This is a genomic window from Paenibacillus sp. FSL L8-0436 (genome assembly GCF_038593025.1).
GTDB lineage: Bacteria > Bacillota > Bacilli > Paenibacillales > Paenibacillaceae > Paenibacillus_AQ.
Genome location: NZ_CP151955.1, coordinates 38,940 through 64,553 on the forward strand (window position 1 = coordinate 38,940; position 25,614 = coordinate 64,553).

At 51.2% G+C, this 25,614-nt stretch carries 23 protein-coding genes; 22 read left to right on the top strand and 1 reads right to left on the bottom strand.

What is annotated here, in order from left to right:
- Position 1 precedes the first annotated feature (1 nt).
- The 3 genes from spoVG to NSS79_RS00195 all read left to right on the top strand — a co-directional run bounded on the left by spoVG (position 2) and on the right by NSS79_RS00195 (position 2,901).
- On the top strand, positions 2-289 hold the full coding sequence (gene spoVG, locus NSS79_RS00185) for a septation regulator SpoVG (protein ID WP_020425826.1): 288 nt from the start codon (positions 2-4) through the stop codon (positions 287-289).
- A 169-nt stretch (positions 290-458) separates the two neighbouring features.
- Positions 459-1,859 (top strand): bifunctional UDP-N-acetylglucosamine diphosphorylase/glucosamine-1-phosphate N-acetyltransferase GlmU, encoded by a 1,401-nt coding sequence (gene glmU / locus NSS79_RS00190; RefSeq protein WP_342437851.1) that lies wholly within the window; start codon positions 459-461, stop codon positions 1,857-1,859.
- Between the two features lie 88 nt (positions 1,860-1,947).
- Positions 1,948-2,901, top strand: coding sequence for a ribose-phosphate diphosphokinase (locus NSS79_RS00195; RefSeq protein ID WP_019914487.1), 954 nt, complete (start codon positions 1,948-1,950; stop codon positions 2,899-2,901).
- A 123-nt stretch (positions 2,902-3,024) separates the two neighbouring features.
- Here NSS79_RS00195 and NSS79_RS00200 read toward each other — a convergent pair whose 3' ends face one another.
- Positions 3,025-3,225, bottom strand: a complete 201-nt coding sequence (locus tag NSS79_RS00200) for a hypothetical protein (RefSeq protein ID WP_342437852.1) — start codon at positions 3,223-3,225, stop codon at positions 3,025-3,027.
- 125 nt (positions 3,226-3,350) lie between these two features.
- Between NSS79_RS00200 and pth the strand changes: the two genes are divergently transcribed.
- From pth to ftsH, 19 genes are all read left to right on the top strand, one after another.
- Positions 3,351-3,911 (top strand): aminoacyl-tRNA hydrolase, encoded by a 561-nt coding sequence (pth, locus tag NSS79_RS00205; protein WP_076113632.1) that lies wholly within the window; start codon positions 3,351-3,353, stop codon positions 3,909-3,911.
- 87 nt (positions 3,912-3,998) lie between these two features.
- The gene (locus NSS79_RS00210) at positions 3,999-4,229 is read left to right on the top strand and encodes an anti-sigma-F factor Fin family protein (protein WP_038584380.1); all 231 of its coding nucleotides are present in this window, start codon (positions 3,999-4,001) and stop codon (positions 4,227-4,229) included.
- Positions 4,230-4,362: 133 nt separating this feature from the next.
- A complete protein-coding gene (gene mfd / locus NSS79_RS00215; protein WP_038598275.1) occupies positions 4,363-7,887 on the top strand; it encodes a transcription-repair coupling factor in 3,525 nt (1,174 codons plus the stop codon).
- On the top strand, positions 7,871-8,941 hold the full coding sequence (locus NSS79_RS00220; RefSeq protein ID WP_342437853.1) for a peptidylprolyl isomerase: 1,071 nt from the start codon (positions 7,871-7,873) through the stop codon (positions 8,939-8,941). The genes mfd and NSS79_RS00220 overlap by 17 nt, the downstream gene beginning before the upstream one ends.
- 283 nt (positions 8,942-9,224) lie before the next feature.
- Positions 9,225-9,767 carry a stage V sporulation protein T gene (gene spoVT / locus NSS79_RS00225; protein WP_038584386.1) on the top strand — a complete coding sequence of 181 codons (543 nt, stop codon included), beginning with the start codon at positions 9,225-9,227 and terminating at the stop codon, positions 9,765-9,767.
- A gap of 222 nt (positions 9,768-9,989) precedes the next feature.
- Positions 9,990-11,669, top strand: a complete 1,680-nt coding sequence (locus NSS79_RS00230; protein ID WP_342437854.1) for a polysaccharide biosynthesis protein — start codon at positions 9,990-9,992, stop codon at positions 11,667-11,669.
- Positions 11,670-11,784: 115 nt separating this feature from the next.
- On the top strand, positions 11,785-13,284 hold the full coding sequence (mazG, locus tag NSS79_RS00235) for a nucleoside triphosphate pyrophosphohydrolase (protein WP_342437855.1): 1,500 nt from the start codon (positions 11,785-11,787) through the stop codon (positions 13,282-13,284).
- 302 nt (positions 13,285-13,586) lie between these two features.
- A complete protein-coding gene (locus NSS79_RS00240; protein WP_038584392.1) occupies positions 13,587-13,859 on the top strand; it encodes an HU family DNA-binding protein in 273 nt (90 codons plus the stop codon).
- Entirely contained in the window at positions 13,859-14,137 is a 279-nt protein-coding gene (locus NSS79_RS00245; protein ID WP_038584395.1) for an RNA-binding S4 domain-containing protein, read from the top strand. The genes NSS79_RS00240 and NSS79_RS00245 overlap by 1 nt, the downstream gene beginning before the upstream one ends.
- A 204-nt stretch (positions 14,138-14,341) precedes the next feature.
- The gene (yabP, locus tag NSS79_RS00250; RefSeq protein ID WP_076113635.1) at positions 14,342-14,626 is read left to right on the top strand and encodes a sporulation protein YabP; all 285 of its coding nucleotides are present in this window, start codon (positions 14,342-14,344) and stop codon (positions 14,624-14,626) included.
- On the top strand, positions 14,623-15,186 hold the full coding sequence (yabQ, locus tag NSS79_RS00255; RefSeq protein ID WP_038584400.1) for a spore cortex biosynthesis protein YabQ: 564 nt from the start codon (positions 14,623-14,625) through the stop codon (positions 15,184-15,186). Before yabP ends, yabQ begins: the two co-directional genes overlap by 4 nt.
- Before the next feature lie 22 nt (positions 15,187-15,208).
- Entirely contained in the window at positions 15,209-15,544 is a 336-nt protein-coding gene (locus NSS79_RS00260) for a septum formation initiator family protein (protein ID WP_342437856.1), read from the top strand.
- Between the two features lie 124 nt (positions 15,545-15,668).
- Positions 15,669-16,181, top strand: a complete 513-nt coding sequence (locus NSS79_RS00265) for a S1 domain-containing RNA-binding protein (protein WP_038584404.1) — start codon at positions 15,669-15,671, stop codon at positions 16,179-16,181.
- Positions 16,182-16,521: 340 nt separating this feature from the next.
- On the top strand, positions 16,522-19,029 hold the full coding sequence (spoIIE, locus tag NSS79_RS00270) for a stage II sporulation protein E (protein ID WP_342437857.1): 2,508 nt from the start codon (positions 16,522-16,524) through the stop codon (positions 19,027-19,029).
- Between the two features lie 414 nt (positions 19,030-19,443).
- On the top strand, positions 19,444-20,190 hold the full coding sequence (locus NSS79_RS00275; RefSeq protein WP_342437858.1) for a hypothetical protein: 747 nt from the start codon (positions 19,444-19,446) through the stop codon (positions 20,188-20,190).
- Positions 20,174-21,118, top strand: coding sequence for a serine/threonine protein kinase (locus NSS79_RS00280; protein WP_144024462.1), 945 nt, complete (start codon positions 20,174-20,176; stop codon positions 21,116-21,118). Before NSS79_RS00275 ends, NSS79_RS00280 begins: the two co-directional genes overlap by 17 nt.
- A 76-nt stretch (positions 21,119-21,194) precedes the next feature.
- Positions 21,195-22,637: a tRNA lysidine(34) synthetase TilS gene (tilS, locus tag NSS79_RS00285; RefSeq protein ID WP_038584415.1), complete on the top strand. Its 1,443-nt coding sequence runs from the start codon at positions 21,195-21,197 to the stop codon at positions 22,635-22,637.
- A gap of 45 nt (positions 22,638-22,682) precedes the next feature.
- Entirely contained in the window at positions 22,683-23,222 is a 540-nt protein-coding gene (hpt, locus tag NSS79_RS00290; protein ID WP_038584418.1) for a hypoxanthine phosphoribosyltransferase, read from the top strand.
- Positions 23,223-23,332: 110 nt separating this feature from the next.
- Positions 23,333-25,384 carry an ATP-dependent zinc metalloprotease FtsH gene (gene ftsH, locus NSS79_RS00295; protein WP_038584422.1) on the top strand — a complete coding sequence of 684 codons (2,052 nt, stop codon included), beginning with the start codon at positions 23,333-23,335 and terminating at the stop codon, positions 25,382-25,384.
- Positions 25,385-25,614: the final 230 nt, after the last annotated feature.

Genomic DNA, 25,614 nt, shown 5'->3' on the forward strand with positions numbered 1-25,614 from the left:
CATGCAAATTACGGATGTCAGACTCCGCCGCGTCAACTCTGAGGGGAGAATGAAAGCAATCGCATCCATTACAATCGACAACGAGTTTGTTGTTCATGACATTCGAGTCATCGACGGTAATAACGGGATGTTCGTTGCTATGCCCAGCAAGCGTACACCGGACGGCGAATTCCGCGATATCGCACACCCGATTTCTTCGGGAACACGCGAGAAGATTCAATCTGCGGTTCTGGCCGAGTACGATCGCGCCGCTACGGAAGAAGAAGAGGTCATCGAAGAGGGAGCTTAAGTCTTAAGCTGACTCTGATGTCCAGCTGCCCTCCCAGGGCGGCGTAAGGTCAAGCCGTTTTTTAATTGGGGTTCGAAGAAAAGGGAACCATGCTACATGGTTCTCTTTTCTTTTTTCCCGATATGAGATATATTCAGTAGTGAGCTCAAGAAGTGGGAGGTTGGCATTCTTGAAAAGAATGGCTGTTGTACTTGCCGCAGGTCAAGGCAAGCGCATGAAATCTAAATTATATAAAGTGCTGCACCCCGTCTGTGGCAAACCGATGGTAGGGCACGTACTTAATACAGTTAAAGCGACCGGAAGCCAGCGTACCGTCGTTATTGTCGGACATGGCGCAGAGCAAGTAAAAGCCCATATAGGCCAGGATGCGGAATATGTGCTGCAGGAAACCCAACTGGGTACCGGCCATGCCGTCAAACAGGCTAAGGATCTTATCGGCGGCGAGGAAGGCACAACCATCGTGATTTGCGGCGATACACCGCTGGTCATGGCGGAAACGCTGGAAGGGCTTATGGCACTGCACGAAGGGCAGCATGCGGCAGCAACTGTACTGACTGCTGTGATGGATCAGCCTGCAGGCTATGGACGGGTTATCCGCGGGGAAGACGGCGCTGTACTGAAGATTGTGGAGCAGAAGGATTGCACCGCTGAGGAAGCAGCTGTAGGCGAAATTAATACAGGTACCTACTGCTTTGATAATGCCAAGCTGTTCGCGGCGCTGGAGAAGGTCACCAACAGCAATAACCAGCAGGAATATTATTTAACCGATGTAATCGGCATACTCCGGGCACAGGGTGATATCGTTATGGGATATCAGGCTCATGACGCTGCGGAGTCTATCGGCGTTAACGACCGTTTGGCTTTATCCGAAGCGGAAGGTTATATGCGCCAGCGCATCAACCGCCAGCATATGCTGAACGGTGTAACCATCATTGATCCGGCTTCCACCTATATAGGAGCCGATGTCATCATTGGATCAGATACCGTGCTATATCCGGGTACCCAGCTGAAAGGCAAAACCGTCATTGGTGAAGATTGCGTGATCGGGCCTTCCAGTGAAATCGAAGACTGCGTGATTATGGACGGCGCTGAGGTGAAGCATTCCGTACTGAATCAGGCACAAGTCGGCGCACGGACTACCGTTGGGCCTTTTGCCTATTTGCGTCCGGGCACTGTACTCGGTGAGGAAGTCAAAATTGGCGATTTCGTGGAAATTAAGAATGCAGTGATCGGCGACGGCTCCAAAGTATCGCATTTGAGCTATGTCGGGGATGCCTCTGTAGGTAAGAATGTAAATGTTGGCTGTGGTGCAATTACTGCCAATTATGACGGATTTAATAAATCCAAGACGATAATTGAAGATGATGCCTTCATCGGCAGCAATGTGAATCTGATTGCACCAGTCACCGTAGGCAAAGGCGCTTTTGTTGTTGCAGGGTCGACAATCACAAGATCTGTTTCGGAGAATGATTTGGCCATTGCCAGAGTAAGACAGGAGAACAAGCCGGGGTATGCCGAGAAGATCCGCTCCCGGGCCAAAGCAAAGAAAGACCAGTCGAGTCAATCGTAAGGGCCACTGCCAAAGCGCCGGATAGAACTGAGATCTCTTTACCGGCGCTGCTTGGAAGCTAAATTCCGTCACGGAGGGTTTATATTTTATGACTTATTGCGATTCCAAATTAAAGATTTTCACCTGCAACTCCAATCCTAAGCTGGCTAGTCAAATTGCCGATTATATCGGAATTCCGATGGGTGAATCACATACCACAAGCTTCAGCGACGGGGAGATTCAGGTCAAGCTGTCTGAGAGTGTCCGGGGCTGCCATGTCTATATCGTACAGTCGACTTGTGGTCCGGTTAACGACAATTTGATGGAGCTTCTGGTTATGGTAGATGCGCTCAAACGCGCTTCCGCGAAAAGCATCAATGTGGTTATTCCTTATTACGGATACGCTCGTCAAGACCGCAAGGCGCGTTCCCGTGATCCAATTACGGCCAAGCTGGTAGCGAACCTGATCGAAAAAGCAGGAGCTCACCGTGTTATCACGATGGACCTTCATGCGATGCAAATTCAAGGCTTTTTTGATATTCCGGTCGATCATCTGCTGGGTGTTCCGATTCTTGCCCAGTATTTCCGTTCGAAGCAGATCCAGAACCCGGTTGTGGTCTCCCCGGACCATGGCGGTGTTGTGCGGGCTAGAAAGCTTGCCGATTTCCTTAACGCACCTCTGGCGATCATCGACAAACGCCGTCCGGAACCGAATGTCAGCGAAGTGATGAATATTATCGGTAACATCGAAGGTAAAACAGCGATCCTGATCGATGATATTATCGACACGGCCGGAACGATTGTACTGGGAGCCAATGCCTTGATGGAAGGCGGCGTGAAGGAAGTTTATGCTTGCTGTACCCACCCGGTATTGTCCGGACCTGCGCATGAACGTCTGGAAAATTCACCAATCAAAGAAATTATCGTGACGGATACCATTCCAATCCGCAGCAGCAATCCGACCTCGAAGCTCAAAGTGTTGTCCGTGGCTCCACTTATGGGTGAGGCGATTATTCGTGTTCATGAGGAGCTGTCCATCAGCAAATTGTTCGAAATCGAATAGTATTCGGGTAGTGCTCTTGTAGAGATATGACTGCCGTTCCCGCCTGTATTCAAAAAGGGTTACACCTCCGTAACGGAAGATGTAACCCTTGTCGGCGTGATGACCTCCAGCTTTGCTGCGGCATCAATACCCTGGCCGGGAGATAAAGGTGAACAGGCTGCGGTTGTAAAGAGTACCCTGCAGCTCAACAAAGCCTTCATCCGCTGCTGTAACTACACCGATGGCTACGTGTACCTTGTCTCTGTAAATTTCGACAGGCACAGCATATTGGATATGGTACTGGAAATGGCGCTGAAGCGTTAAGATGTCGCCCTGATGTGGCATTGTTCATCACCTGTCTTTGGAGTAAAGTGGCCGTCGGCTGCTCTAGAAGTAAGCCTAATAAAATTCATTGTACCAAAAACGGAACTCTTCTGCTTAAGAGAACCGGATGGAAAGGATAGGCCATCATGAAATGGATTGTTGGACTCGGTAATCCGGGACCGCAGTACGCCAAAACCAGGCATAACGTCGGTTTTATGGCGCTTGACGAGCTAGCGGCCAGAAACGGAATCACCTTTAACCAGAATAAGTGCAAGTCCGTAATCGGTGAGGGCGTCATCGGGGGAGTCAAGACAGTTCTGATCAAACCCATGACCTTTATGAACCTGTCCGGAGAAGCGGTTCGTGCATATATGGAATATTATAAAGTGAATTTAGAGGATATGATCGTTGTCTATGATGATCTTGATACGGAAATCGGCAAAATCCGGCTGCGTTATCAGGGAAGTGCCGGAGGCCATAACGGAATCAAGTCGATCATACAGCATACAGGCACGCAAAGCTTCAACCGTGTGCGGATGGGAATCTCCCGTCCTGAACCGGGCTTTGCTATTGTAGATTATGTGCTTTCTGCCTTTCCCAAGAAAGACGGAGACAGGCTGAAGACCATGATCCTAGATACCTGTGATGCCCTGGAGTTCAGCCTGCAGCATACCTTTGAACAGACTATGGCCAAATTCAATGGCTAACGTTCCGCTCCCGCCTGCATCTTAAGGCTAAATACGGCCGGAGCGGGGCATACTGAAGGGTATATACTACCTTCAGGAGGCATATAGATGGCAATACACTACGTATGCAGGCACTGCCGGACATTTCTGGGAAGCATCAATAGAAGTAATATCACAGAAGCGCAGCTTGGTCTGCATTCTTTGACCCCTGCGGAGCGCAGAGATATCATAGCGTATGATTCAGAAGGTGAGATCACGGTAAAGGTTACTTGCGATTACTGCAAGCAGGCCTTGGAGAACAACCCTGAGCTCAGCCTGCTGGCCAGTCCGCTTCAGTAAGGTGGAAGCGCCTGTCTCTATCGTCATCCGCAAGCCTTGGCCTTATCGCTGAGGCTTGTTTTCGATTCTAATCATAATAGGTGCGGCGGCCTTAGGCTGCCGTCAGCCTGTTCAGTAAGAGAGGTGTCCTTTGTTGTTACAAGGTCTTATAGAAGCTTTTTCCAAAGATCCTGATTTTCAGTCTGTCACCCGCGGTGTTGCCGCAGGGATGAAGGAGCAGCTAATATCAGGTTTGTCCGGTTCGGCCAGACAAATTATGCTGGCGGCGCTGCATGAAGAAACCGAACGGCCGCTGCTTATAGTCACCCATAATATGTTCTCGGCCCAGAAGATGGCTGAGGATTTGCAGGAAGCGCTTTCTCCGGATCGCGTGCTGCTTTACCCTGCCAATGAGCTGGTTGCCGCTGAAGCGGCTGTCTCCAGCCCTGAGACGCTTGCTCAGCGGATAGATGTCCTGACCAAATGTGCCCAGGGCTTCCGTGGCGTTGTGGTTGTGCCTTATTCTGGCGTCCGGCGTCTGCTTCCGTCGCCCCATGTGATGGCAGAGGCACAATTAACCGTTTCACAGGATGGAACCCTCTCTCTGGATGATTTTCTGATGTCTATGATTATGATGGGTTATGAACGGGTTGAACGGGTAGAGAACCGTGGTGAGCTTAGTGTGCGGGGGGGCATTGTCGATTTCTATCCAATGACCTCTTCGCTGGCTTACCGGGTAGAGCTGTTTGATGATGAGATTGATTCGATTCGAACCTTTGATCCTGCAGACCAGCGATCCATCGACAAGGTGCGCAGTGTGAAGATCACACCGGCTAAGGAGATCATCGCAGACCAGTCCCGCCAGGATTCGGCAGCCTCTGAAGCGGCTGCGATGCTGGAACGCCAGCTGGAGAAAATGACCGACCGGCAGGCAAAGCTGCGTTTGCGTGAGGAAATGGGCCGGGAGCTGGAGATGCTGCGGCAGGGAACCTATTTCCCTGAAGTCTATAAATATATCAGTCTCTTGTATCCTGAACGCTGCCATTTATATGATTATATGGCACAGGACACCCTCCTTATTATGGATGAGCCAGCCAGACTGCTGGAAACGGCGAAACAGCTGGAGCGGGACGAGTCGGAATGGAACCTGCATTTGCTGCAGAACGGCAAAAACCTGCCTGATCTTCATCTTTCCGTAGACAATGAAGCTATCATGTACCGCCGCCCATTCCAGAGCCTGTTCATGTCGATTTTCCTGCGCCAGGTTCCACATATCCAGCCGCAGAACATCCTTGGATTTATCAGCCGCGGCATGCAGGATTTCCACGGCCAGATGAATGTGCTGAAATCAGAGATGGAGCGCTGGCATAAGTCGGGTGTGCAGGTTGTGATGCTGGCGAGCAGCGAGGAGCGGATGGAGCGGGTCCGCCGGGTGCTGTACGATTATGGCATTGAAGAGCCTACTATTGTCCACGGGAATCTGGGCTCCGGCTTTGAGCTGCCTTCCATTCATCTTGCTGTGATCACTGAAGGAGAGATGTTCTCCCAGAAGCAGCGTAAGGCGCGTAAGGTTTCCAAAGGAATTGACAATGCAGAACGGATCAAGAGCTATACTGAGCTCAAAATCGGCGATTACGTGGTACACCAGAATCACGGTATCGGCAAATATATGGGGATTGGCACGCTTGAGGTCAGCGGAATTCACCGGGATTATATGCATATTCTATATGCCGGTGGCGATAAGCTGTCCGTACCGATTGAACAGATAGATCTGATTCAGAAATATGTCGGATCGGAAGATAAAGAACCGAAGGTATATAAGCTTGGCGGAAACGAGTGGACGCGGGTCACCAATAAAGTGCGTTCTTCTGTTCAGGATATCGCGGATGATCTGATTAAGCTGTACGCCGAGCGCCAAAGTGCTCTGGGTTATGGTTTTGAGAAGGATACGCAGGAGCAGCGCGAATTCGAGGAAATGTTCCCGTATGACGAAACCCGCGATCAGCTGCGCGCTATCGAAGAGATTAAGAAGGATATGGAGCAGAACCGTCCGATGGACCGGCTGCTATGCGGAGACGTAGGCTATGGCAAGACGGAAGTGGCGATCCGGGCAGCTTTCAAATCAGCGATCGAAGGCAAGCAGGTTGCCGTGCTGGTGCCGACCACAATCCTCGCACAGCAGCATTATGAAACCTTCCGTGAGCGGTTTGCCAATTATCCGCTGAACATTCAGGTACTGAGCCGCTTCCGCAGCCGTAAAGAGCAGAATGAGACCATTAAGGGTGTCCGGCAGGGAACGGTAGATGTAGTAATCGGCACACACAGACTGTTGTCACAGGATATGGTCTTTAAGGATCTCGGTCTTTTAATTGTTGATGAAGAGCAGCGCTTTGGTGTAACCCATAAAGAAAAACTCAAGAAGCTCAAGACCAATGTCGATGTGCTCACCTTGACTGCAACGCCTATTCCACGGACCTTGCATATGTCAATGCTTGGCGTACGGGATTTGTCAGTCATTGAGACACCACCGGAGAACCGCTTTCCCGTGCAGACGTATGTGGTTGAACATAGTCAGACGCTTACCCGGGAAGCGGTGGAACGTGAGCTGGCCCGTGGAGGACAGGTCTATTATCTCTACAACCGCGTTCAAGGCATTCAGGAAATGGCCGCACAAATCTCCATGCTTGTTCCGGAAGCAAGGGTCGGCATTGGCCACGGTCAAATGTCGGAGTCGGAGCTGGAGAAGACCATACTCGACTTCCTTGACGGAGAATACGATGTGCTGGTGAGCACAAGTATCATTGAGACTGGAGTGGATATTCCGAACGTCAATACGCTTATTGTCCATGATGCCGACAAAATGGGGCTATCACAGCTCTATCAGCTGCGTGGACGTGTAGGACGCTCCAACCGGATTGCCTATGCCTATTTCACGTACCAGCGGGACAAGGTGCTGACTGAGGTCGCGGAGAAGCGCCTGCAATCTATCAAGGAATTTACGGAGCTTGGCTCCGGCTTCAAAATTGCCATGCGCGACCTTTCCATTCGCGGAGCGGGCAATCTGCTTGGTGCGGAGCAGCACGGGTTTATCGCTTCCGTTGGTTTCGATCTGTATTCGCAAATGCTGGCGGAAGAAATCCGCAAGCGTAAGGTTACTGTACTGGGAGAAGAGGATACTTCGCTGAAGCAGGGTAATACGGTCATTGATTTGTCCATTGATGCGTATCTTCCATCCGAGTATATTTACGACAGCATCCAGAAGATCGAAATTTACAAGAAGGTTGCGGCGGTTTCCACTTTTGAGGACGCTGGGGAACTGGAGGATGAGCTGCTTGACCGCTTCGGAGAATTGCCGGAGGCCGTAGTCAATCTGCTGTCCGTAGCCCGGCTCAAGGTATATGGGAAGCTCTATGGATTGGAATCGATGATCCGTCGTGGCGACGATGTTTCGTTGAACTTCCATGAAGGCAGCACCGGGGCCTTTGATACGGCCAAGCTTGCCAAAGTTGGAAATAGCTTCGAAAGACGTGTACAATTTGATAGGGATGCTAAAGCCAGTATCCGCATCAAGTCGAAGGATCTTGACGATAAGGCGTTGCTTGATCTGTTGGAGCAGTTTCTGGCTGCGGCTAAACAGTCTCTAAAATTGAAGGGAGAATTACATGATGTCGTTAAATAAAACAAAATCCTGGAAAGTGCTGCTGGTCTCACTGGCAGCGGCTCTTTCCTTCTCTATGCTTTCTGCTTGCAGTAGCAACAACAATAATAAAAATAATAATGCAGCTGATGATAGCAGCACAGCGTACGCTACCTACAAAGGGGGAACCATTACTGAGAAGGAATTCGATTTAGACACCCGTGTCATGAAATTCCTCTCTCCGCAGCAGGCCCAGTACCTGGAGATTGATACCTTCAAGGAATCCATTCTGAACCAGGAAGTGGCCTTTGAGCATCTGGCCGGCAAGGCAACAGATGAGGCTAAGAAGCAGGCCGAGAAGGAAGCCGATGTGCAATTAGCTGATCTTAAGAGCCGTTTGGGTGACACCTATGATAGCTTACTGAAGGAGCAGAGTCTGAAGGAAGGCGATGTGCGGACTTATATGGTGCGTGTGCTTACGGTTTATCAGGATATGCTGCTCAAAGTAACCGATGACCAAGTAAAGAAGGAATTTGAACTAATCAAAGGCGATTTCACTGTAGCTACTCTGCGTCAGGTGTTGATCGGACTGACCGACGCCAACAAAAAGGAGCGTACCGAGGAAGACGCACTTAAGCTCGCTAAGGAGGTAAAGGCTAAGCTTGACGGAGGAGCGGACTTTGCGGAAATCGCCAAACAATACACCGACGATACCGCGTCCAAGGAAGCTGGCGGTCAGCTGAAGGAAGTATTGCTGGGCAATTATTCGGAAGAGTTCAAGGCAGCAGCCCAGACACTGCCGCTGAATACAATCAGTGATCCAGTGCTAACAAAATTGGGTTATTATATCTTTAAGGTGGAGAGCCGCACAGAAGCAACCTTTGACAAGCTGACCGATGAACAGAAGGAAGCAATCAAAAGCTCGCTGGCTTCGCAGAGCCTGGAATCCTTCCTCGAAAATAATCTGAAAGATCTGGAAGTCAAAATCAATCTGCCGAAAAGCTCCGCTGCTGCCGCTGAGTCCGGAACAAACAGCGGAACTAAAGCTACAGAAGCTCCAAGTGCCTCACCAGCGGCTACACAAGAAGCCAAATAAACCATTTGCACGGACAAGCCATCCTGACGCTTCAAAGCGAGGGATGGCTTTATTTTGTAAATTATAATGAATAATTATGTTATAAATAGCACATAACGGGGAGGGGTGCGCCGGAAGTCTGCGGATTAAGGATATTTAATGTTATACCTTCCAGAGGATGTATAAGGAACTGGGAAGAGATGAATACTATGGTCAGATATTACGATAAATCACTGGGATTATCCATTCCCATAATGGACAGTAGTTGGACCATACTTCTTAAGAAAGCGGGGCAACATGTGAAATGAAAGCTACTGGAATTGTACGCCGTATTGATGACCTCGGTCGAGTTGTTATCCCTAAAGAGATCAGACGCACACTACGTATTCGTGAAGGGGATCCGTTGGAAATTTTCGTCGATCGCGACGGTGAAGTCATACTGAAGAAGTATTCCCCGATTGGTGAACTGGGTGATTTCGCCAAGGAATATGCAGAGTCGCTTTATGAAGGCACAGGGCATATTACAATGATTACTGACAGGGACACTTTTATCGCCCTTGCCGGAGGTTCCAAAAAGGATTATCTCGAGAAACAGGTGGGTGTGCTCCTGGAGAAGGTAATGGACAGCCGCAAGACCGTGCTCGAAACGAATGCAGGCAGCTATGACATCGGTAAAGATCATGCAGAATTAATATCGAGCTATGTAGCCGCTCCCATCATCTCCGGCGGGGACCCCATCGGTTGTGTAGTGCTTCTGAACAAGGATGATTCGGTAAAAATGGCGCAAATGGAAATCAAAATGGCCGAGACGGCAGCCGCTTTTTTGGGCAAGCAGATGGAGCAGTAAGAGCTTTGATACTATGGACCCCGCTTTCCTTTTGGTATGATACAAAGGGAGGGCGGGGTTTTAGCGTTCCATTTTGGAAAAGATAAGAAGATGCGGATTGCAGAAAAATGCGGTTGTCCGTGTAAATGCAAGCAAAACCGTTTCTACTTACGAGCCTCCATGCGTTATAATATAGAAATTCATCCCATTATGGCAGTTATCGCTGTAGAAGCAGGTACTTTTATGAAATCTGGTACACAAGGCTCTAAATTACTACAAGGCGCATTTATTCTCAGCGCAGCAGCCATTCTCTCCAAACTGATTGGTACGCTGCAGAAAATTCCGCTGCAAAATCTGGGTGGAGACGCCGTGTTTGGCATATACAACACGGTTAATCCCCTGTACACGATGCTTATAACAATAGCGATGCTGGGTCTGCCGTCTGCAATCGCCAGATTCGTGGCCGAGTCCTCGGCCGACAGAGATGAAAGCGAAGGCCGGAGGGTTCTGCTGCTGTCAGCGGCCATTACAGTCATCAGCGGGCTTGTGATTGGGGCCCTTGCCTATCTTGGGGCTCCGGTTATCGCCGGGTGGGTCGGCAACTCCCATGTGATTCCCGCGCTGCGCTGCAGCGCATTAGGGCTTGCTGTTGTTCCGCTTATGGCCGCATTGCGCGGTTATTTTCAGGGACTGCATAATATGGTCCCTACCGCGGTGTCGCAGGTTGTCGAGCAGTCGGTGCGGGTAGCTGTCATGATCGCACTGCTGCTGTATCTGACCGGGAAGGGAGCAGACGCGGCCACCATCGCGGCGGGTGCACTGATTGGTTCGGCTGGCGGCGGAGCGGCCGGTCTGATTGTCATGCTGCTGTATTGGCAGAATTACCGCCGCCGTGTGAGCGTAGCGCAGCAGTCGGCTGAGCTGGCGATATCAGCTGCCTCCGAAACCGCCTGGACCCGGAGTTCTGCTGCGGACACTGTCCGGGAGCAGACAGGAGCCAAGGCCCGCAAGCTGCTGGGCTATGGCATTCCAGTCATGCTCGGAACGCTGGCTATACCGCTTATCGGGCTGGTCGATGTATTTACCGTCCCCCGGTTGCTGTCGTCAACTGTCAGCGAAGCGGCGGCGATGGCGCAGTTCGGCATCTACAATCGCGGCTTGCCGCTTGTTCAGATGGTAACGATGCTGGCTACTTCGTTATCCGTGGTCTTCATCCCGGCACTCGCGGAGGCGAAGCACCGCGGAGATCTCGGTCTGATCCAGACCCGCTGCAGCCTGTCGCTGCGCTGGTTCTGGCTGCTGGGCCTGGCCGCTTCGGTTGGCCTGGCCGTCCTTGCAGAGCCGGTCAATGTGGCTCTGTACGGTGATGCTGCCGGCAGCGGCACGATGACCTGGCTGGCCTTTACCGCCGCTGGCGGTACGGTCAGCATCATCTCCGCCGCGCTGCTGCAGGGCCTGGGCGCCGTGCGCGCGCCGGCGATACATCTCTTGGCCGCCGCGGTGCTCAAAGCGGCCCTTAACCTGCTGCTGATTCCGCAGCAGGGCATTACCGGCGCAGCCATCGCCAGCGTGGCCGCGCATCTCTTCGCAGCAGCGCTGAATGTGCTGCTGCTGCACCGTATGGGCCATCTGCGGCTACGCTTCGCAGATGCCCTGGTGAAGCCCGCGCTGCTGCTCGCGGGCCTTGGCCTGGCCGCCGCAGCTGTAAGCCTCGGCGTAGGCAGTGCGGCCGCAGCCGCCGGCTTCGGCGGCGGGCGAACCACAGCCCTGGCGCAGAGCCTGCTCGGCGTGCTGGCAGGCTGCGCCGTCTTCGCCGCCGGTGCTGTTGCCCTGCGGCTGCTCAGCGAAAGCGAGCTGCGCCAGCTTCCGGGCTTTGGCCCGCGGCTTGCGGACAAGCTGAAGAAGCTGCGCCTGTTCCCTTAAGGCGCAGCTAGCTGTTCCAACCGTTATCTCTTAAGCATGAGATTACTATATTGCAGTACATACAAAGCTGCCTTAGCCACAGCGGCAAGGCAGTGCAGAAGGAGTGGAGACAGGTATGAGCGCAACATTAACCGTGGTTGGCCTCGGTTCCGGCAATCCCGACCGGCTGACCCTGGGCATTATCAAGAAGCTGCAATCCGCATCCGCCGTTTATGTCCGGACCGCAGAGCATCCGGTGATGGCGGCTTTAACAGAGCTTGAAATAGCTTCCCAGTCCTTTGACGGGCTGTATGAATCGCTGTCCTCGTTTCCTGAGGTGTATGAAGCCATTACGGCGAAATTAATCGAGGAGGCGCGTTCCGCACCGCAGGGTACGGAAATTGTCTATGCCGTCCCGGGGCATCCCATGGTTGCAGAATCGGCGGTATCCCTGCTGCGGGAGCGCTGCCCGGGTGCGGGAGTAGAACTGCACATTCTCGGCGGGGAGAGCTTTCTCGATGAGGCATTCGTACGGCTTGGCTTCGACCCGATTGAAGGGTTTCAGCTTCTGGATGCTTCCGGTATCCGCAGTTCCCAGCTTCAGCCGGAGCTGCATACACTGATCGGCCAGGTCTACGACAGCTTCACGGCTTCCGAAACCAAGCTCTGTCTGATGGATTGTTATCCGCCGGAGTATGAGGTAATCGTAGGGCATGCTCTTGGAGTGGATAAGGAAGAACGTATTCTCCGGGTACCGCTGTATGAGCTGGACCGTCTGGAAGGGTACGGCAATCTCTCGCTGATTTATGTTCCGGCAAACCGCGCGGAAAGTGCACGAAAACGCACATTTGCCCGCTTGCATGAAATTGTCGATACGTTGCGCAGTCCGGAAGGGTGTCCATGGGACCGGGAGCAGACGCATGAATCACTGCGCAAAAATCTGATTGAGGAAACCTATGAGGTTCTGGAAACGATCGATGAGGATGATCCGGACCATATGAAGGAAGAGCTGGGCGACCTGCTGCTGCAGATCATGCTTCATTCCCAGATGGAGGAGGAGCAGGGCACCTTTAATGTCTATGATGTCATTGAAGGATTAAATGACAAGCTGATCTTCCGCCATCCGCATGTCTTCGGCGATAAGAATGCTGCAGATGCCGAGGAAGCGCTCCAGAACTGGGAGGGCATGAAGGCTGAGGAAAAACGGCTTAAGGGTGTAAAACCGGAAGCAGAATCCGTGCTGAGCGGTGTTCCCCGTGATCTGCCTGCGCTGATGAAGGCCTACAAACTACAGAAAAAGGCCTCCAAAGTAGGATTCGATTGGGACAACGTTGGCGATGTGCTGGCTAAAATCCGCGAAGAGATTGATGAGCTTCAGGAGGCTATCGAATCCGGCGCACCGGCGGAGGAGCAAATGCTGGAGCTGGGGGATCTGCTGTTCGCTGCGACCAATGCCGCACGCTTCATCGGAGCGGATCCGGAAGAGGCGTTGACCCGCACCAACCGCAAGTTTGTATCTAGATTTCAATATATTGAGCAGCAGCTGCTAAGCCGGAATACGCATCTATTGGACAGCAGTCTGGAAGAGATGGAAGCGTTGTGGCAGGAGGCTAAGATCAAGGAGCGAAAACAATAGATTCCGAGCATCCTCTAATATAGGAGAGGCGCTTTCTCCGCCTTTTGCAGTATAGGGGCTGTAAGAAGAGGCAATGATGTGAATGGGGCTTAACTCTCTGGTTTGGAATGCGGTGAGAGGTTTATAATGTAATAGTGCCTGAGTCTGGACTGCTCTCTTAATTTTTTTAAAATCGAGTGTTTGCGGCAGGAATTTCGGGCGGCATCCAGAATATCTTAAAGACGAAATGACGATTCGCGGCATATCTTAGCAGCTTATCGCGTTTCATTTATTTTTTTGTATCCTAGGAGGAACTTCAAATTATGAACAAGACAGATTTGGTAAACAACATTTCCGAAAAAAGCGGATTGGCAAAGAAAGATGTAGAAACTGTATTGAACGGCGTGCTGGGCGAAATTACAGATGCTCTGTCCAAAGGCGATAAGGTCCAATTGATCGGCTTCGGTACTTTCGAAACCCGCAAACGTTCCGGCCGCACCGGCCGCAACCCGCAATCGGGCACACCTATTGAAATTCCTGAATCCACTGTACCGGCCTTCAAGGCTGGCAACAAGCTTAAAGAAGCCGTCAACTAATGCGCCTGGACAAATTCCTGAAGGTATCCCGTTTGATTAAGCGCCGCACTGTGGCTAAAGATGTGTCCGAACAGGGCCGGGTGCTGATTAACGGGAAGGAATCGAAACCGAGCAGTACGGTAAAGATCGGCGACGAGATTACAGTGCAATTCGGTCAAAAGCTAGTAACGGTCAAAGTGGAGAAACTGGTGGAAACGACCCGCAAGGACGAGGCCGCCGGTATGTATACGCTGCTCCGTGAAGAGCCTGTTGCCAAAAGCAGCGGTCTCGACTGGTAAAAGCGCTGTAAAGATAAGCAGATCATAAGCAAGAGGGTGTTCCTGAAGCCAGAAATGGCCGGAACACCCTCTTTGTTTTTAATAATAATAGAACTCCGTTGGCTTCTTGCATGAGCTCTATCGGTCTTTTGAAATTCTAAAAGCCTCTGTTCTATAACCTCTCCTTCCACCATAGATTAGAAACAAGAAGGAGGGGTACATGCTATGATCGAGCCAGTCAAAGTCAATAAACAGCACGATCTGCACATGCGCAGTCGCAAGCAATTGGAGCTAACAGGTGTGCAGAATGTGGAGAGCTTCGACAGCGAGGAGTTTCTGCTACGCACGGAACTTGGCCATCTCACCATTCGCGGAAATCATTTACATATCAAGAATCTAAGTCTGGAGAATGGACTTTTGTCTCTGGAGGGCAATGTCCATTCCCTGATTTACCTTGATCCCGGAGCGCAGAGTAAAAACAAAGGCATCCTCGGCAAACTGTTTAAATGAATCCCGCGATTCAGTGGATCACCCTGCTTTACATGATGCTGGCCGGCACAGCCATGGGACTGGCCTATGACAGCTACCGGGTGCTGTCGCTGAAATTAAGCTTTCCCAAATGGCTGAATGCGCTGCTGGATCTGCTGTATTGGATGTGGGCGGCACTCCTCGTCTTCCGGATGCTTTATGCCGGAAATCAGGGACAATTGAGGTTTTATGTCTTTCTTGGCCTATTTCTAGGCGTATGGATTTATTTTTTACTCTTCAGTGTTACGGTGCGGCATTTTGTGGTAATGTTAATTCAGTCGATTCAGTATACGTGCAGGCTGCTATGGAGAGCTGTAGAAATCGTAATAGGCATGCCGCTTCGCTGGCTTTGGCGCCTCCTGAGGGGGACGCTGCTGCTCTTGGGCCGGATCCTGTTATTTATCCTGAAGCTGCTGCTGCGTCTAACGAAGCCAATTTGGGTACTTCCAGTAAGATGGATCTCTCCGCCATTGTCCCGGCTCTATCACAGTGCCTGGATGGTGAGATTGTCTGAGTGGTTGACTGCATGGTGGAAACGCTGAGATTGAACTGGGGGTAGGCTGCATGAACAGATTTGCTGCAGAAGAGAAGAGTAGCAATAACAAAGGCTTGGCTGCAGGCATGAAGAGAAGAAGATTCATATGGGCGGTCATGGTTACAGTTTTTTTGGGCTGGGCCGGTTATATTTTCTTTGCCCAGAGTGCGGCAATTGCGAACAAGAGTGAACTGCTGGCCAAGAAGCAGGCGACCAGCGAGGGAGTTACGGCTTCCCTCAATCAACTGAAATACGAAGTGTCGCGACTTAACGATGACGAGTATATCGGCCAATTGGCGCGTAAATGGTACAATATGTATCCGTTAGGGGAACAGCCTATTCGTCCCGAGCAATCTGGGCAATAAAGCAGGCCAAAAGAGGCTTTCGCTGTGTTGCCTTGCTTTGCTCTTTACTGTATAATCAAATCACCGCAGACTGGATGGACTTTATATTCGTCTGTATATTTTTAAGGGAGGATCATTTTATTCTATGGCAATTGAAGTGGGCACCAAGTTAGAAGGCAAGGTGACAGGCATCACGCATTTCGGAGCATTTGTGGATCTGTCAGGAGGTGTCACAGGTCTCGTTCACATTTCGGAAATCGCCGATAACTACGTCAAGGATGTTAACGATCATTTAAAGATTGGTGATGTAGTAACTGTCAAGGTGATCAACGTTGACAAGGACGGCAAGATCGGGCTTTCCATCAAGCAGGCTGTAGATAAGCCGGCATCGGAAGTACGTCCCCCTAGAGCTCCAAGACCAGAACGTCCAAGCGGTGGAGACCGTTTCGGCGGCGGTGGCGGCAGTGGTGGTGGAGGCGGCGGCGGTGGTGGTGGTTTCAATCGTGAACGGGGAGGGCGTCCATTCAAGCCTGCAGCCGGTAAACCTTCATTCGAGGATAAAATGTCACGCTTCCTGAAAGACAGCGAAGAACGGATATCTTCGATCAAGAAGAACACAGAAGGAAAGCGCGGAGGCCGTGGAGCCAAACGCGTATAATCTACTTGCACATCATAAATAACCGCAGGGGCTTTCGCCCTTGCGGTTTTTTTGTCGGTGCCCGGCAAATTGCCGACAGCATCTATCTCATTCTCACATAACACCAGAGCAATCGCTGACGAAAATCTGCCGCTGGCCTCTGCACAGTCTTGCGGCAATCCGATGGTCGAGTCTATCAATCCAATGCCCCGCATGGGATCGAGAGGCTTCGCGGGTGCTTTGTCGGGACAGGCTTTTTTGTCGGAAATTTTTTACAGTTTGCTCTCTGTTTCTGACAAACTTTCTTAAGACCCCCGCTATATAATGAGAACCATAAATTCTTAAACGGGTGGTGCAGAGAATGAATAAAAGCAATGTGGTCAATTTGCCGGAGTGGACAAAAGCGGGAAGCAAAGACAAGGAGCAGAAGGAAGCCTGGGGTATGCGTCTAAAGAGCTGGGGTATGAATCAACCGCTGCTTCAGTTTCTAACAGTGAAGAAATGGATGCTGTTGTTGAGTTTAATGGGCTTTATGCTGGGCCGGGCCATGATTTTGGACGAGCTGTCACCCTTTGCTGTTGCTTACTTTGCTGTCATTGTGTTTATGCGTAAAGACTCTATACTTCCGGTGGCTGCAGCCACGATCCTCGGCAGTCTGTTCACCCCGTTCCCCGGAGCAGTAGTGATTGCCGCAGAGCTAATTATCTTCTACCTGCTGTACAAAGGTTTTGAGAGCTTCCAGCGGATTGATCTATCCTATGCGCCGCTGATGGTATTCGTATCCTCATTTATGGTCGGACTGTTCCGGATTATCATGGGCCCCTCCCTTACCTGGTACCCGCTGATGATGGCGACACTCGATGCGTTGCTTGGCTTTGTGCTTACACTGGTATTTTTGCAGGCGCTTCCTTTGTTTACTTACAAGCAAAGGAGCCGGGTGCTGCGGAATGAAGAAGTTCTCTGCTTGATTATTCTGCTGGCTTCCGTCATGACCGGCCTTGTGGGCTGGACCATAAACGGCTTGTCGCTGGAACATATTCTGTCACGCTTTCTTATTCTGTTGTTTGCTCTCGCCGGGGGAGCTCCGCTCGGTGCTGCCGTCGGGGTAGTCACCGGACTGATCCTCAGCCTGGCTGATATCGGAGCCATCTATCAGATGAGTCTCCTGGCTTTCTCTGGAATGCTGGCCGGGATGATGCAGTCCGGGCGCAAAGGGGCAGTCTCGATCGGGATGCTGCTGGGCTCGACTATACTTTCGGTCTACTTCCTGGGCCCGGGTGATGTGATGGCCTCAACTTGGGAGACTTGCGCTGCAGTGCTGTTGTTTCTTCTAACACCAAAGGGGATTATTTCTGCCATTGCCAAATATGTGCCAGGCACACCGGATCACAGCCGGTCACAGCATGAATATGCCCGAAGAGTGAGAGATATTACAGCAGACCGGGTAACCCAGTTCTCGCAGGTATTCCAGCAGCTGTCGAGCAGCTTCGGGCAGATTCCCCGGGCTGGAGAAGCCGGTAAAAGTGAACGTGAAATGGAAGACTTCATGAGTACCGTAACTGAGGGTGCCTGCGCCGGCTGTATCCGGCGTTCGCATTGCTGGGACACGAAGTTTTATCAGACGTACAGGTATATGACAGATATGATGACGACCGTAGAAGAATGCCCGGATATCACCGCAGCCCAGCTTCCGCCCGAGTGGAGCCGGATTTGCGGCAAGACAGGGGAGGTACTGGAAGTGATGAAGGGCCAGTATGAGCTATACCAGCATGATATGCGCTGGAAAAGACAAATATACGACAGCCGCCAATTTGTTGCCGAGCAGCTTTCGGGTGTATCTCAGGTGATGGAGGACCTGGCGAAGGAGATCAAACGTGAAGGCCAGGCAATGTACCGGCAGGAGGCCCAGATCCGCGAGGCGCTGGAGAAGCTGGGGTTGTCCATTCATTCGATTGAGATTTTAAGCCTCGATCCCGGCCGGGTAGAAATAGAAGTGGTTCATGCTTATACCCGCGGTTTTGATGAGTGCCGCAAGATGGTTGCACCGCTGTTGTCCGATATTCTGGAGGAGAATATTGCAGTCGTAAGTGAAACCGCGGTGCATCCCCGCGAGGGACTGTCGATGGTCACCTTTGGATCTGCCAAAGCCTATGAGGTGAATACCGGAGTGGCAGGGGCGGCCAAGGGAGGCGATATGTTCTCCGGCGACAGCTTCAGTACCGTAGAGCTTGGAAATGGCACATTTGCTGTGTCCATCAGCGACGGGATGGGTAACGGAGAGCGGGCCAGGATGGAGAGCAGTGCCGCATTGTCCATGCTGGAGAAGCTGCTGCAGTCCGGTATGGACGAGAAGCTGGCGGTAAAGTCCGTCAATTCCATTCTGCTGCTGCGTTCTCCGGATGAGTTCTATGCGACGGTGGATATGGCGCTGATCGACCAGTATTCGGCGCATACCACTTTTATGAAAATCGCGTCTGCACCTTCCTTTATCCGCCGGGGCAGCGAAGTCATCCCGATTACTTCAAGCAATCTTCCGATCGGAATCATAAAAGACATTGAGGTGGATCTGATCAGCATGCAGCTGCGTCCGGGTGATATTCTCATTATGATGACCGATGGTATTTATGATGCGCCCGGATATGCCGTTAATAAAGAGATATGGATGAAGCGGTTAATCCAGGAGCTGGAGGGAGATGATCCTCAGGATATGGCCGACAGCCTGCTGGAAAAGGTTATCCGTTATCAAGGCAATGAAATCCATGATGACATGACCATTGTCGTCAGCCGGGTCGATCATTATCATCCGGAGTGGTCCAGCCTGCATATGCCTGGCATCGGCCGGATGGAGCGCCCGCGCACGGTCAGCTAGTAAGGTAATCTATCATCTAACTCACGTTATTCTTTCGTGAGCTATAAATGGAAGCAATGGATTATCCTAATTCGGCGGGGCCTTATCTACCCCGCCGCCCTTTGCGCCGCCCCGTTTCAAAAGCCGTTGGCTCGGCGGCGTTCTTTTTCAGGTTTCAAACATAACGTGAATCTATGGGACGGAGAGGAATTTTGGAGCTGGAGAAGCGTCAGCGTTCGCCTTTGTCCCCGGATTTGCACCATGTGGCCAATTCAATAAATCCGGGGACAACAGCGATCGGAAGCCCAAAAGTTCCTCGCAGTTCCCCGAGTTCACTATTGTTTTTATCTGAATATCTCCGCTAAGCGGCGTTTGAAATCTCTCAACCTTGGATATGCTATAAACAGATAACAAGGCAAAGGGGAGTGAACGGTCATGAAGCAAATTCTGCTCATTACGGACGGATGTTCCAATGTGGGGGAGAGTCCGGTGATGGCTGCGGCGCATGCCCGGCAGGAGGGAATCACCGTTAACGTGGTTGGCGTGGTCGATTACGGAACCATTGGCCAGCTGGGAAGCCGGGAGATTTCCGATATTGCCAAAGCAGGGGGCGGGCTGAGCCGGATTGTCGGAACGCCGCAGCTGGCGCAGACCATCCAGATGATGACCCGCAAAACTGTGGTTCAGACCATTCAGCAGGCGGTTAATAAAGAGGTAAAAAAAATACTCGGCGAAGGCTCGCTGGAAGAGCTGCCGCCATTGAAACGTTCGCAGGTCGTTACCGTCGTAGATGAGCTGACAGAAACCTCGCCGCTGCGCATCGCACTGCTGATTGACGCAAGCGCAAGTATGAAGCCTAAACTGGGTGCCGTAGAGGATGCCATCCGTGATTTGGCCCTCAGCCTGGAAGCGCGGGAAGGAAGCAGTGAGATTTCCGTGTTCCATTTTCCCGGGCGCTCGAGCAGTGAGGAGGCTATGCTGGATATGGACTGGACGAGCAATGTGTCGGAGGTCCGCTCGCTGTTCTCCAAGCTGAAAATGAGGGGAGCCACGCCTACAGGACCGGCTATTTTCAAGGTGCTCGAACATTACCGTTGTGATACACTGGATGAACACCGTGGCCGCCTTCCGGGCAGGGATCACGATGAAAGAGAAGGGATGATTGGTGGGTATGTCGTCTAATCCGCCCTACCCTGTCGGTACCGTTATTAGCGGCAAATGGCGGGGAAACCGTTATGTCATTGAACGGATGCTGGGAAGAGGGGCCAATGGAACCGTATATCTCGTGCAAAGAGAAGGCAGACGGGAGCGGTATGCGCTCAAGATCGGAAACGATACGCTTGAGCTGCAGTCAGAAATCAATGTGCTGACCTCGCTGCAATCCTGCCGGAAGCGAAGTGAGTTTCGCGCCCGCCGTGAATCCGCGCTGTCCTCTTACCTGCTGGAGTCGGATGATTTCAAAGATGGAGAGCATACCCCTTTTTATGTGATGCGTTACGTTGAAGGTAAACAGCTGCACCATTTTTTGGCCAAAAACGGGATCTCCTGGCTGGGGCTGGTAGGACTGAAGCTGTTAGAGAAGCTGCAAACGCTGCATGAATGCGGTTTTGTGTTTGGTGATCTCAAGCCCGAGAATGTAATGGTATCCGATTACGGCGAAGCCGAACTGATCGACTATGGCGGCGCAAGTCCCATGGGACGCAGTGTGAAGCAATTTACCGAATGGCATGACCGCGGATTCTGGAATGCAGGCAGCCGTACCGGCGACGAGAATTATGATCTGTTTGCTTTTGCCGTTCTCTGCCTTCGTTTGCTTAATGAAGACGGGCTGAAAGCCGCTGCCCAGCAGCTGCCGCAGACAAGAAGCGTCGATGAACTGATTAAGCTGGCCAAAAGTTTGCCCGACAGGAAGCTCTCCTCTTGGCTGTGTCTTGCACTGAAAGGCGGATTTCCCGGTTCCGCGCAGGCTGCTGAGATCTGGAAGATTCATATATACGGAACGCGCAAACAGCCGAAGGATGCCATGGCGACCCCGCGCTGGCTAAAAAGTGCGTTTGGGTTATCGTTATTTGTGCTGGCTTTTACGATTTATTGGGTATTGCGTTTTTGACCTCATACATATACCGGAATGCTTGCCATACCGGTCAAAGATTGTGTAAATGATAGGGCAAGAAAGGGAGCACCGTATGGAGCAAATGAATGAGCTTGTGGAATCCGTAATGGAGTCTGCAGACGAGCACGGGCTGTGGGCGCCCCATGACACCATAGTAGTCGCAGTTTCCGGAGGGCCGGACTCTGTGGCTCTTTTGCGTATTCTGCATGAAATATCCGTGAACCGGATACCGCTAAACCTGGTATGTGCCCATGTGAACCACGGGTTCAGAGCCGAGTCCGTTGAGGAGGCGGAGTTCGTCCGGCAAATGGCCGGGGAGCTAGGGGTGCCTTTTGAGCTGGCCGAGTTTGATATCCCTTCCCTTGCCAAAGGCAGCGGGCTTGGCCCCGAGGGGACGGCACGCGAGAAACGCTATCAGTTTCTGATCGAGACCGCGCACCGCTATGGCGCACGCTCCGTTGCACTGGCACATCATGCCGATGATCAGGCGGAGACGGTGCTTATGCGACTGTTGCGGGGCAGCGGACCTTCCGGTCTGGCCGGAATGCGCTGGAAGAGGACAGAAAAAAAGGTGGAACTCATCCGCCCCTTCCTGCGTATTAACAAAACGGCTCTTGTCGGGTTATGCCGGGATGAAGGGTTTCCCTACGCCGAAGACGCCAGCAATCTGCTGACCAAATACAAGCGGAATGTCATCCGGCTGGAGGTGCTACCTTCACTGGAAAAGTACAACCCGAAAGTCAAACAGTCGCTTCTGCAATTGTCCGAAATTGTCGGAGCCGAAGATGAATTTATGGAGGCGAACGCAGCAAAATGCTTCGATGAGCTGGTTTTGATGAAGCATGGAAAATACACCTTTAAGAGAGCTTTGTTCGCGGCCATACCCTCCGCTTTACAACGGCGTTTGATTAAACTAATATTAAATTATCTGTCGGCGGATTCATCGACCCTGGATTTTTCCAAGATCGAGGCTGTACGCCGGGGTACGCTGCAGGAACACCCCACCGTATGGAGTTTGGATTTGGGTGGAGGTCTAATCTGTGTGCGGCAATATGATACAATTTTGTTCTCGTCCAAGCCTCCGCAGCGGAAGGTAAGTTATACATATCGCCTGTCTTTGCCTCATTCCCGGCTTTTGCTGACGGAAATAGGAAAAGTAATGACGATGACGGTGCTGGAGAAAGAAACTTTTTTAGTACAGGGGGAGGACTATGGGAAGATGTCGGCTTGGTTTGACAGCGATGAGCTGGTCCTGCCGTTGACCATTCGTTCCCGATTGCCTGGAGATACCATAAGGGTTATGGGATTAAACGGAAGCAAAAAGGTAAAAGATATTTACATTGATGATAAAATACCTTCTTCCGAACGCTCTGAGATTCCCCTCGTTTGTGATGGTTTGGGCAATATCGTCTGGATTCCGGGCGTAAGGCGCTCGATGCATGCCGCAGTAGGGCGGCACACGGCCTCGGTTCTTCTCTTGTCTCTGGAGGACATGGAGCAGCACGAAGAAGCGTAATGGTCGAAGTAAGTCTTTCATAGTATAACTTAGGAGGTTCGCAAGTTGCAGAACGATATTCAAGAAATCTTGATCAGCGAAGAAGAAATCCAACAAAGAATCAGGGAGCTCGGCGCCCAGCTGAGCGCAGAATATGCAGGACGTACGCCATTGGTAATTTGTGTGCTGAAAGGCGCGTTTATCTTTATGGCAGATTTGGTTAAAGTCATCACAGTACCTGTTGAGATGGATTTCATGGCTGTATCCAGCTATGGAGCATCCACCAAATCTTCCGGTGTGGTCAAAATTATCAAAGATTTGGATGCGTCAGTTGAAGGACGCGATGTACTGATCGTCGAAGACATCATCGACAGCGGTCTTACACTCAGTTATTTAATTGAAATGCTTCAAGGACGCAACGCTGCTTCCATTTCTGTGGTTACCCTGTTTGATAAACCGACAGGACGCACTGTTAATCTCGAAGCTGCCTATACCGGCTTTGTGATTCCTGATGCTTTTGTAGTCGGCTACGGACTCGACTATGCCGAACTGTATCGGAACCTCCCTTACGTCGGTGTACTGAAGCCTGAAATTTATTCCAAATGAGCTAATTGACAGCCTTAGATCCACGGATCAGATTTCCGGACCTCTGAGCATTTGAGGACTCTGGGCAGGCTATGGTACAATAACTTGAGCGTTGTGAGAGGAGGTAGGGGATGAATCGGTTCATCCGGAATTCTGGTTTTTATTTGATTTTATTTTTAGTCGTGGTGGGCATTGTCCAGTTTGTGAGCAATGGAAATGAATCCGCCGATTTCCCTAGATACGATGAATTAAGGCAGGAATTGAAAGACAATAATGTGAAGAGCATGACGATTCAGTTTGAAGGCAATGCTTTTGCCGTTACTGGTGAATATAGAGAGCAGCCGTCAGATGCCAAATCGAAAAATTTCTCCACATTTGTTCCTCCTACAGACAAGGCCCTTGATGAGCTTATTGGAGCCAGCGAAGTCAACGGTGTAGAGCTGGTTACGAAAAAAATGGAAGGTGACAGCATTTGGCTGACATTCCTTTCTTCCATCATTCCGCTGGTTATTATGTTCATCCTGTTCTTCTTCCTGTTCAATCAGGCACAGGGTGGCGGCGGCAAAGTAATGAATTTCGGCAAGAGCAAGGCCCGGTTATATAATGAAGAGAAGAAGAAAATCAGCTTTGAGGATGTTGCAGGGGCTGATGAAGAGAAGCAAGAGCTGGTGGAAGTTGTGGAATTCCTCAAGGATCCGCGTAAATTCGCAGCTGTAGGCGCACGTATTCCTAAAGGGGTTCTCCTTGTAGGCCCTCCAGGGACCGGTAAAACCTTGCTTGCCCGTGCAGTTGCCGGTGAAGCAGGCGTTCCGTTCTTCAGTATTTCCGGTTCCGACTTTGTGGAAATGTTCGTAGGTGTCGGTGCTTCCCGTGTACGTGACTTGTTCGAAAATGCCAAGAAGAATGCACCATGTATCATTTTTATTGATGAGATCGATGCAGTGGGACGTCAGCGCGGCGCCGGACTGGGTGGCGGACATGATGAACGCGAACAGACACTTAACCAATTGCTTGTAGAAATGGACGGTTTCGGCGGCAACGAAGGCATTATTATTGTCGCAGCTACCAACCGTGCAGATATACTTGACCCGGCATTGCTTCGTCCGGGACGTTTCGACCGTCAAATTACGGTTGACCGCCCAGATGTTAAAGGCCGTGAAGCTGTACTTAAAGTTCACTCCCGCAACAAGCCGCTTACGAAAGACGTAAGACTTGATGTTATCGCCAAACGCACTACCGGATTTACCGGTGCCGATCTGGAGAACCTGCTGAATGAAGCAGCTCTGCTCGCTGCACGCCGCAACCGCAAGGATATTACCATGCGTGAGGTAGATGAAGCGATTGACCGTGTAATTGTAGGTACCGAGAAGCGCAGCCGCGTGATCAGCGACCGTGAGAAGCGTATTGTAGCTTACCACGAAGCCGGTCATACGATTGTCGGTTACTTCCTGGAACATGCAGACATGGTTCACAAAGTTACGATTATCCCGCGCGGACGCGCAGGCGGATATGTCATTATGCTTCCTAAAGAAGACCGCATGCTTGTTACGAAGCAGGAATTGCTTGATAAAGTAACCGGACTCCTCGGTGGACGTGTTGCCGAAGAGATGTTCATCGGTGAAATCGGCACAGGCGCATACAGCGACTTCCAACAGGCTACGCGTATTGTCCGCAGCATGATTATGGAATACGGTATGAGTGATAAGCTGGGACCTATGCAGTTCGGTACATCCCAAGGCCAGGTCTTCCTGGGCCGCGATATCGGGCATGAGCAGAACTACAGTGATTCCATCGCTTATGAAATCGACCAGGAGATGCAGAACTTTATCCGCAGCAGCTATGAACGCTGCCGGGAGCTGCTTACCAAGCACTCCAAGGAAATGCACCTCATTGCCAACACCTTGCTTGAGAAAGAAACGCTGGAACTGGATCAGATTAGAGAATTGATCGAGCAAGGCTATCTGACTGAAGACGGTAAACCGGAAGAGACTCCGGGTGTGACACACGAAGCCGGCGAACCCGTTATTGATTCTATCGGTGATGTGCGTGTCCGCATTCAAGGCAAGGACGACACCTCTTCTACAATTCCTGATCTGACCAAGGATATTCCGAATAATCCGGAGTCCGGGGATGGAAATGATTCTAACGACGGCAATAAAGACGGCGGCGGAGGCCTCGTCTAAAGAGCCCCTTAACTGAATGAAGCTACGCAAGCTCGTCCGGAGAACCTTAAAGTTCTCCGGATTTTTTTCGCCTTTAGGCTTCCTGCCGTACAGCTTGATCGACTCCCGGTTACATTGACAGAGGGTGGAACCTTGTGTACATTAGTGATTAAATATTAAATAATGGATAACTATCTATAGCAGAGCTGAGTGGCTGTGCAGATCCGCAAGGAACATATAATCTATTCGAA

Excerpts from the sequence above, each read along its gene's own strand:
- spoVG (WP_020425826.1), top strand. The coding sequence starts at position 2 with ATGCAAATTACGGATGTCAGACTCCGCCGCGTCAACTCTGAGGGGAGA.
- NSS79_RS00195 (WP_019914487.1), top strand. The coding sequence starts at position 1,948 with ATGACTTATTGCGATTCCAAATTAAAGATTTTCACCTGCAACTCCAAT.
- NSS79_RS00200 (WP_342437852.1), bottom strand. The coding sequence starts at position 3,225 with ATGCCACATCAGGGCGACATCTTAACGCTTCAGCGCCATTTCCAGTAC.
- pth (WP_076113632.1), top strand. The coding sequence starts at position 3,351 with ATGAAATGGATTGTTGGACTCGGTAATCCGGGACCGCAGTACGCCAAA.
- NSS79_RS00210 (WP_038584380.1), top strand. The coding sequence starts at position 3,999 with ATGGCAATACACTACGTATGCAGGCACTGCCGGACATTTCTGGGAAGC.
- NSS79_RS00220 (WP_342437853.1), top strand. The coding sequence starts at position 7,871 with ATGATGTCGTTAAATAAAACAAAATCCTGGAAAGTGCTGCTGGTCTCA.
- spoVT (WP_038584386.1), top strand. The coding sequence starts at position 9,225 with ATGAAAGCTACTGGAATTGTACGCCGTATTGATGACCTCGGTCGAGTT.
- NSS79_RS00230 (WP_342437854.1), top strand. The coding sequence starts at position 9,990 with ATGAAATCTGGTACACAAGGCTCTAAATTACTACAAGGCGCATTTATT.
- mazG (WP_342437855.1), top strand. The coding sequence starts at position 11,785 with ATGAGCGCAACATTAACCGTGGTTGGCCTCGGTTCCGGCAATCCCGAC.
- NSS79_RS00240 (WP_038584392.1), top strand. The coding sequence starts at position 13,587 with ATGAACAAGACAGATTTGGTAAACAACATTTCCGAAAAAAGCGGATTG.
- NSS79_RS00245 (WP_038584395.1), top strand. The coding sequence starts at position 13,859 with ATGCGCCTGGACAAATTCCTGAAGGTATCCCGTTTGATTAAGCGCCGC.
- yabP (WP_076113635.1), top strand. The coding sequence starts at position 14,342 with ATGATCGAGCCAGTCAAAGTCAATAAACAGCACGATCTGCACATGCGC.
- yabQ (WP_038584400.1), top strand. The coding sequence starts at position 14,623 with ATGAATCCCGCGATTCAGTGGATCACCCTGCTTTACATGATGCTGGCC.
- NSS79_RS00260 (WP_342437856.1), top strand. The coding sequence starts at position 15,209 with ATGAACAGATTTGCTGCAGAAGAGAAGAGTAGCAATAACAAAGGCTTG.
- NSS79_RS00265 (WP_038584404.1), top strand. The coding sequence starts at position 15,669 with ATGGCAATTGAAGTGGGCACCAAGTTAGAAGGCAAGGTGACAGGCATC.
- spoIIE (WP_342437857.1), top strand. The coding sequence starts at position 16,522 with ATGAATAAAAGCAATGTGGTCAATTTGCCGGAGTGGACAAAAGCGGGA.
- NSS79_RS00275 (WP_342437858.1), top strand. The coding sequence starts at position 19,444 with ATGAAGCAAATTCTGCTCATTACGGACGGATGTTCCAATGTGGGGGAG.
- tilS (WP_038584415.1), top strand. The coding sequence starts at position 21,195 with ATGGAGCAAATGAATGAGCTTGTGGAATCCGTAATGGAGTCTGCAGAC.
- ftsH (WP_038584422.1), top strand. The coding sequence starts at position 23,333 with ATGAATCGGTTCATCCGGAATTCTGGTTTTTATTTGATTTTATTTTTA.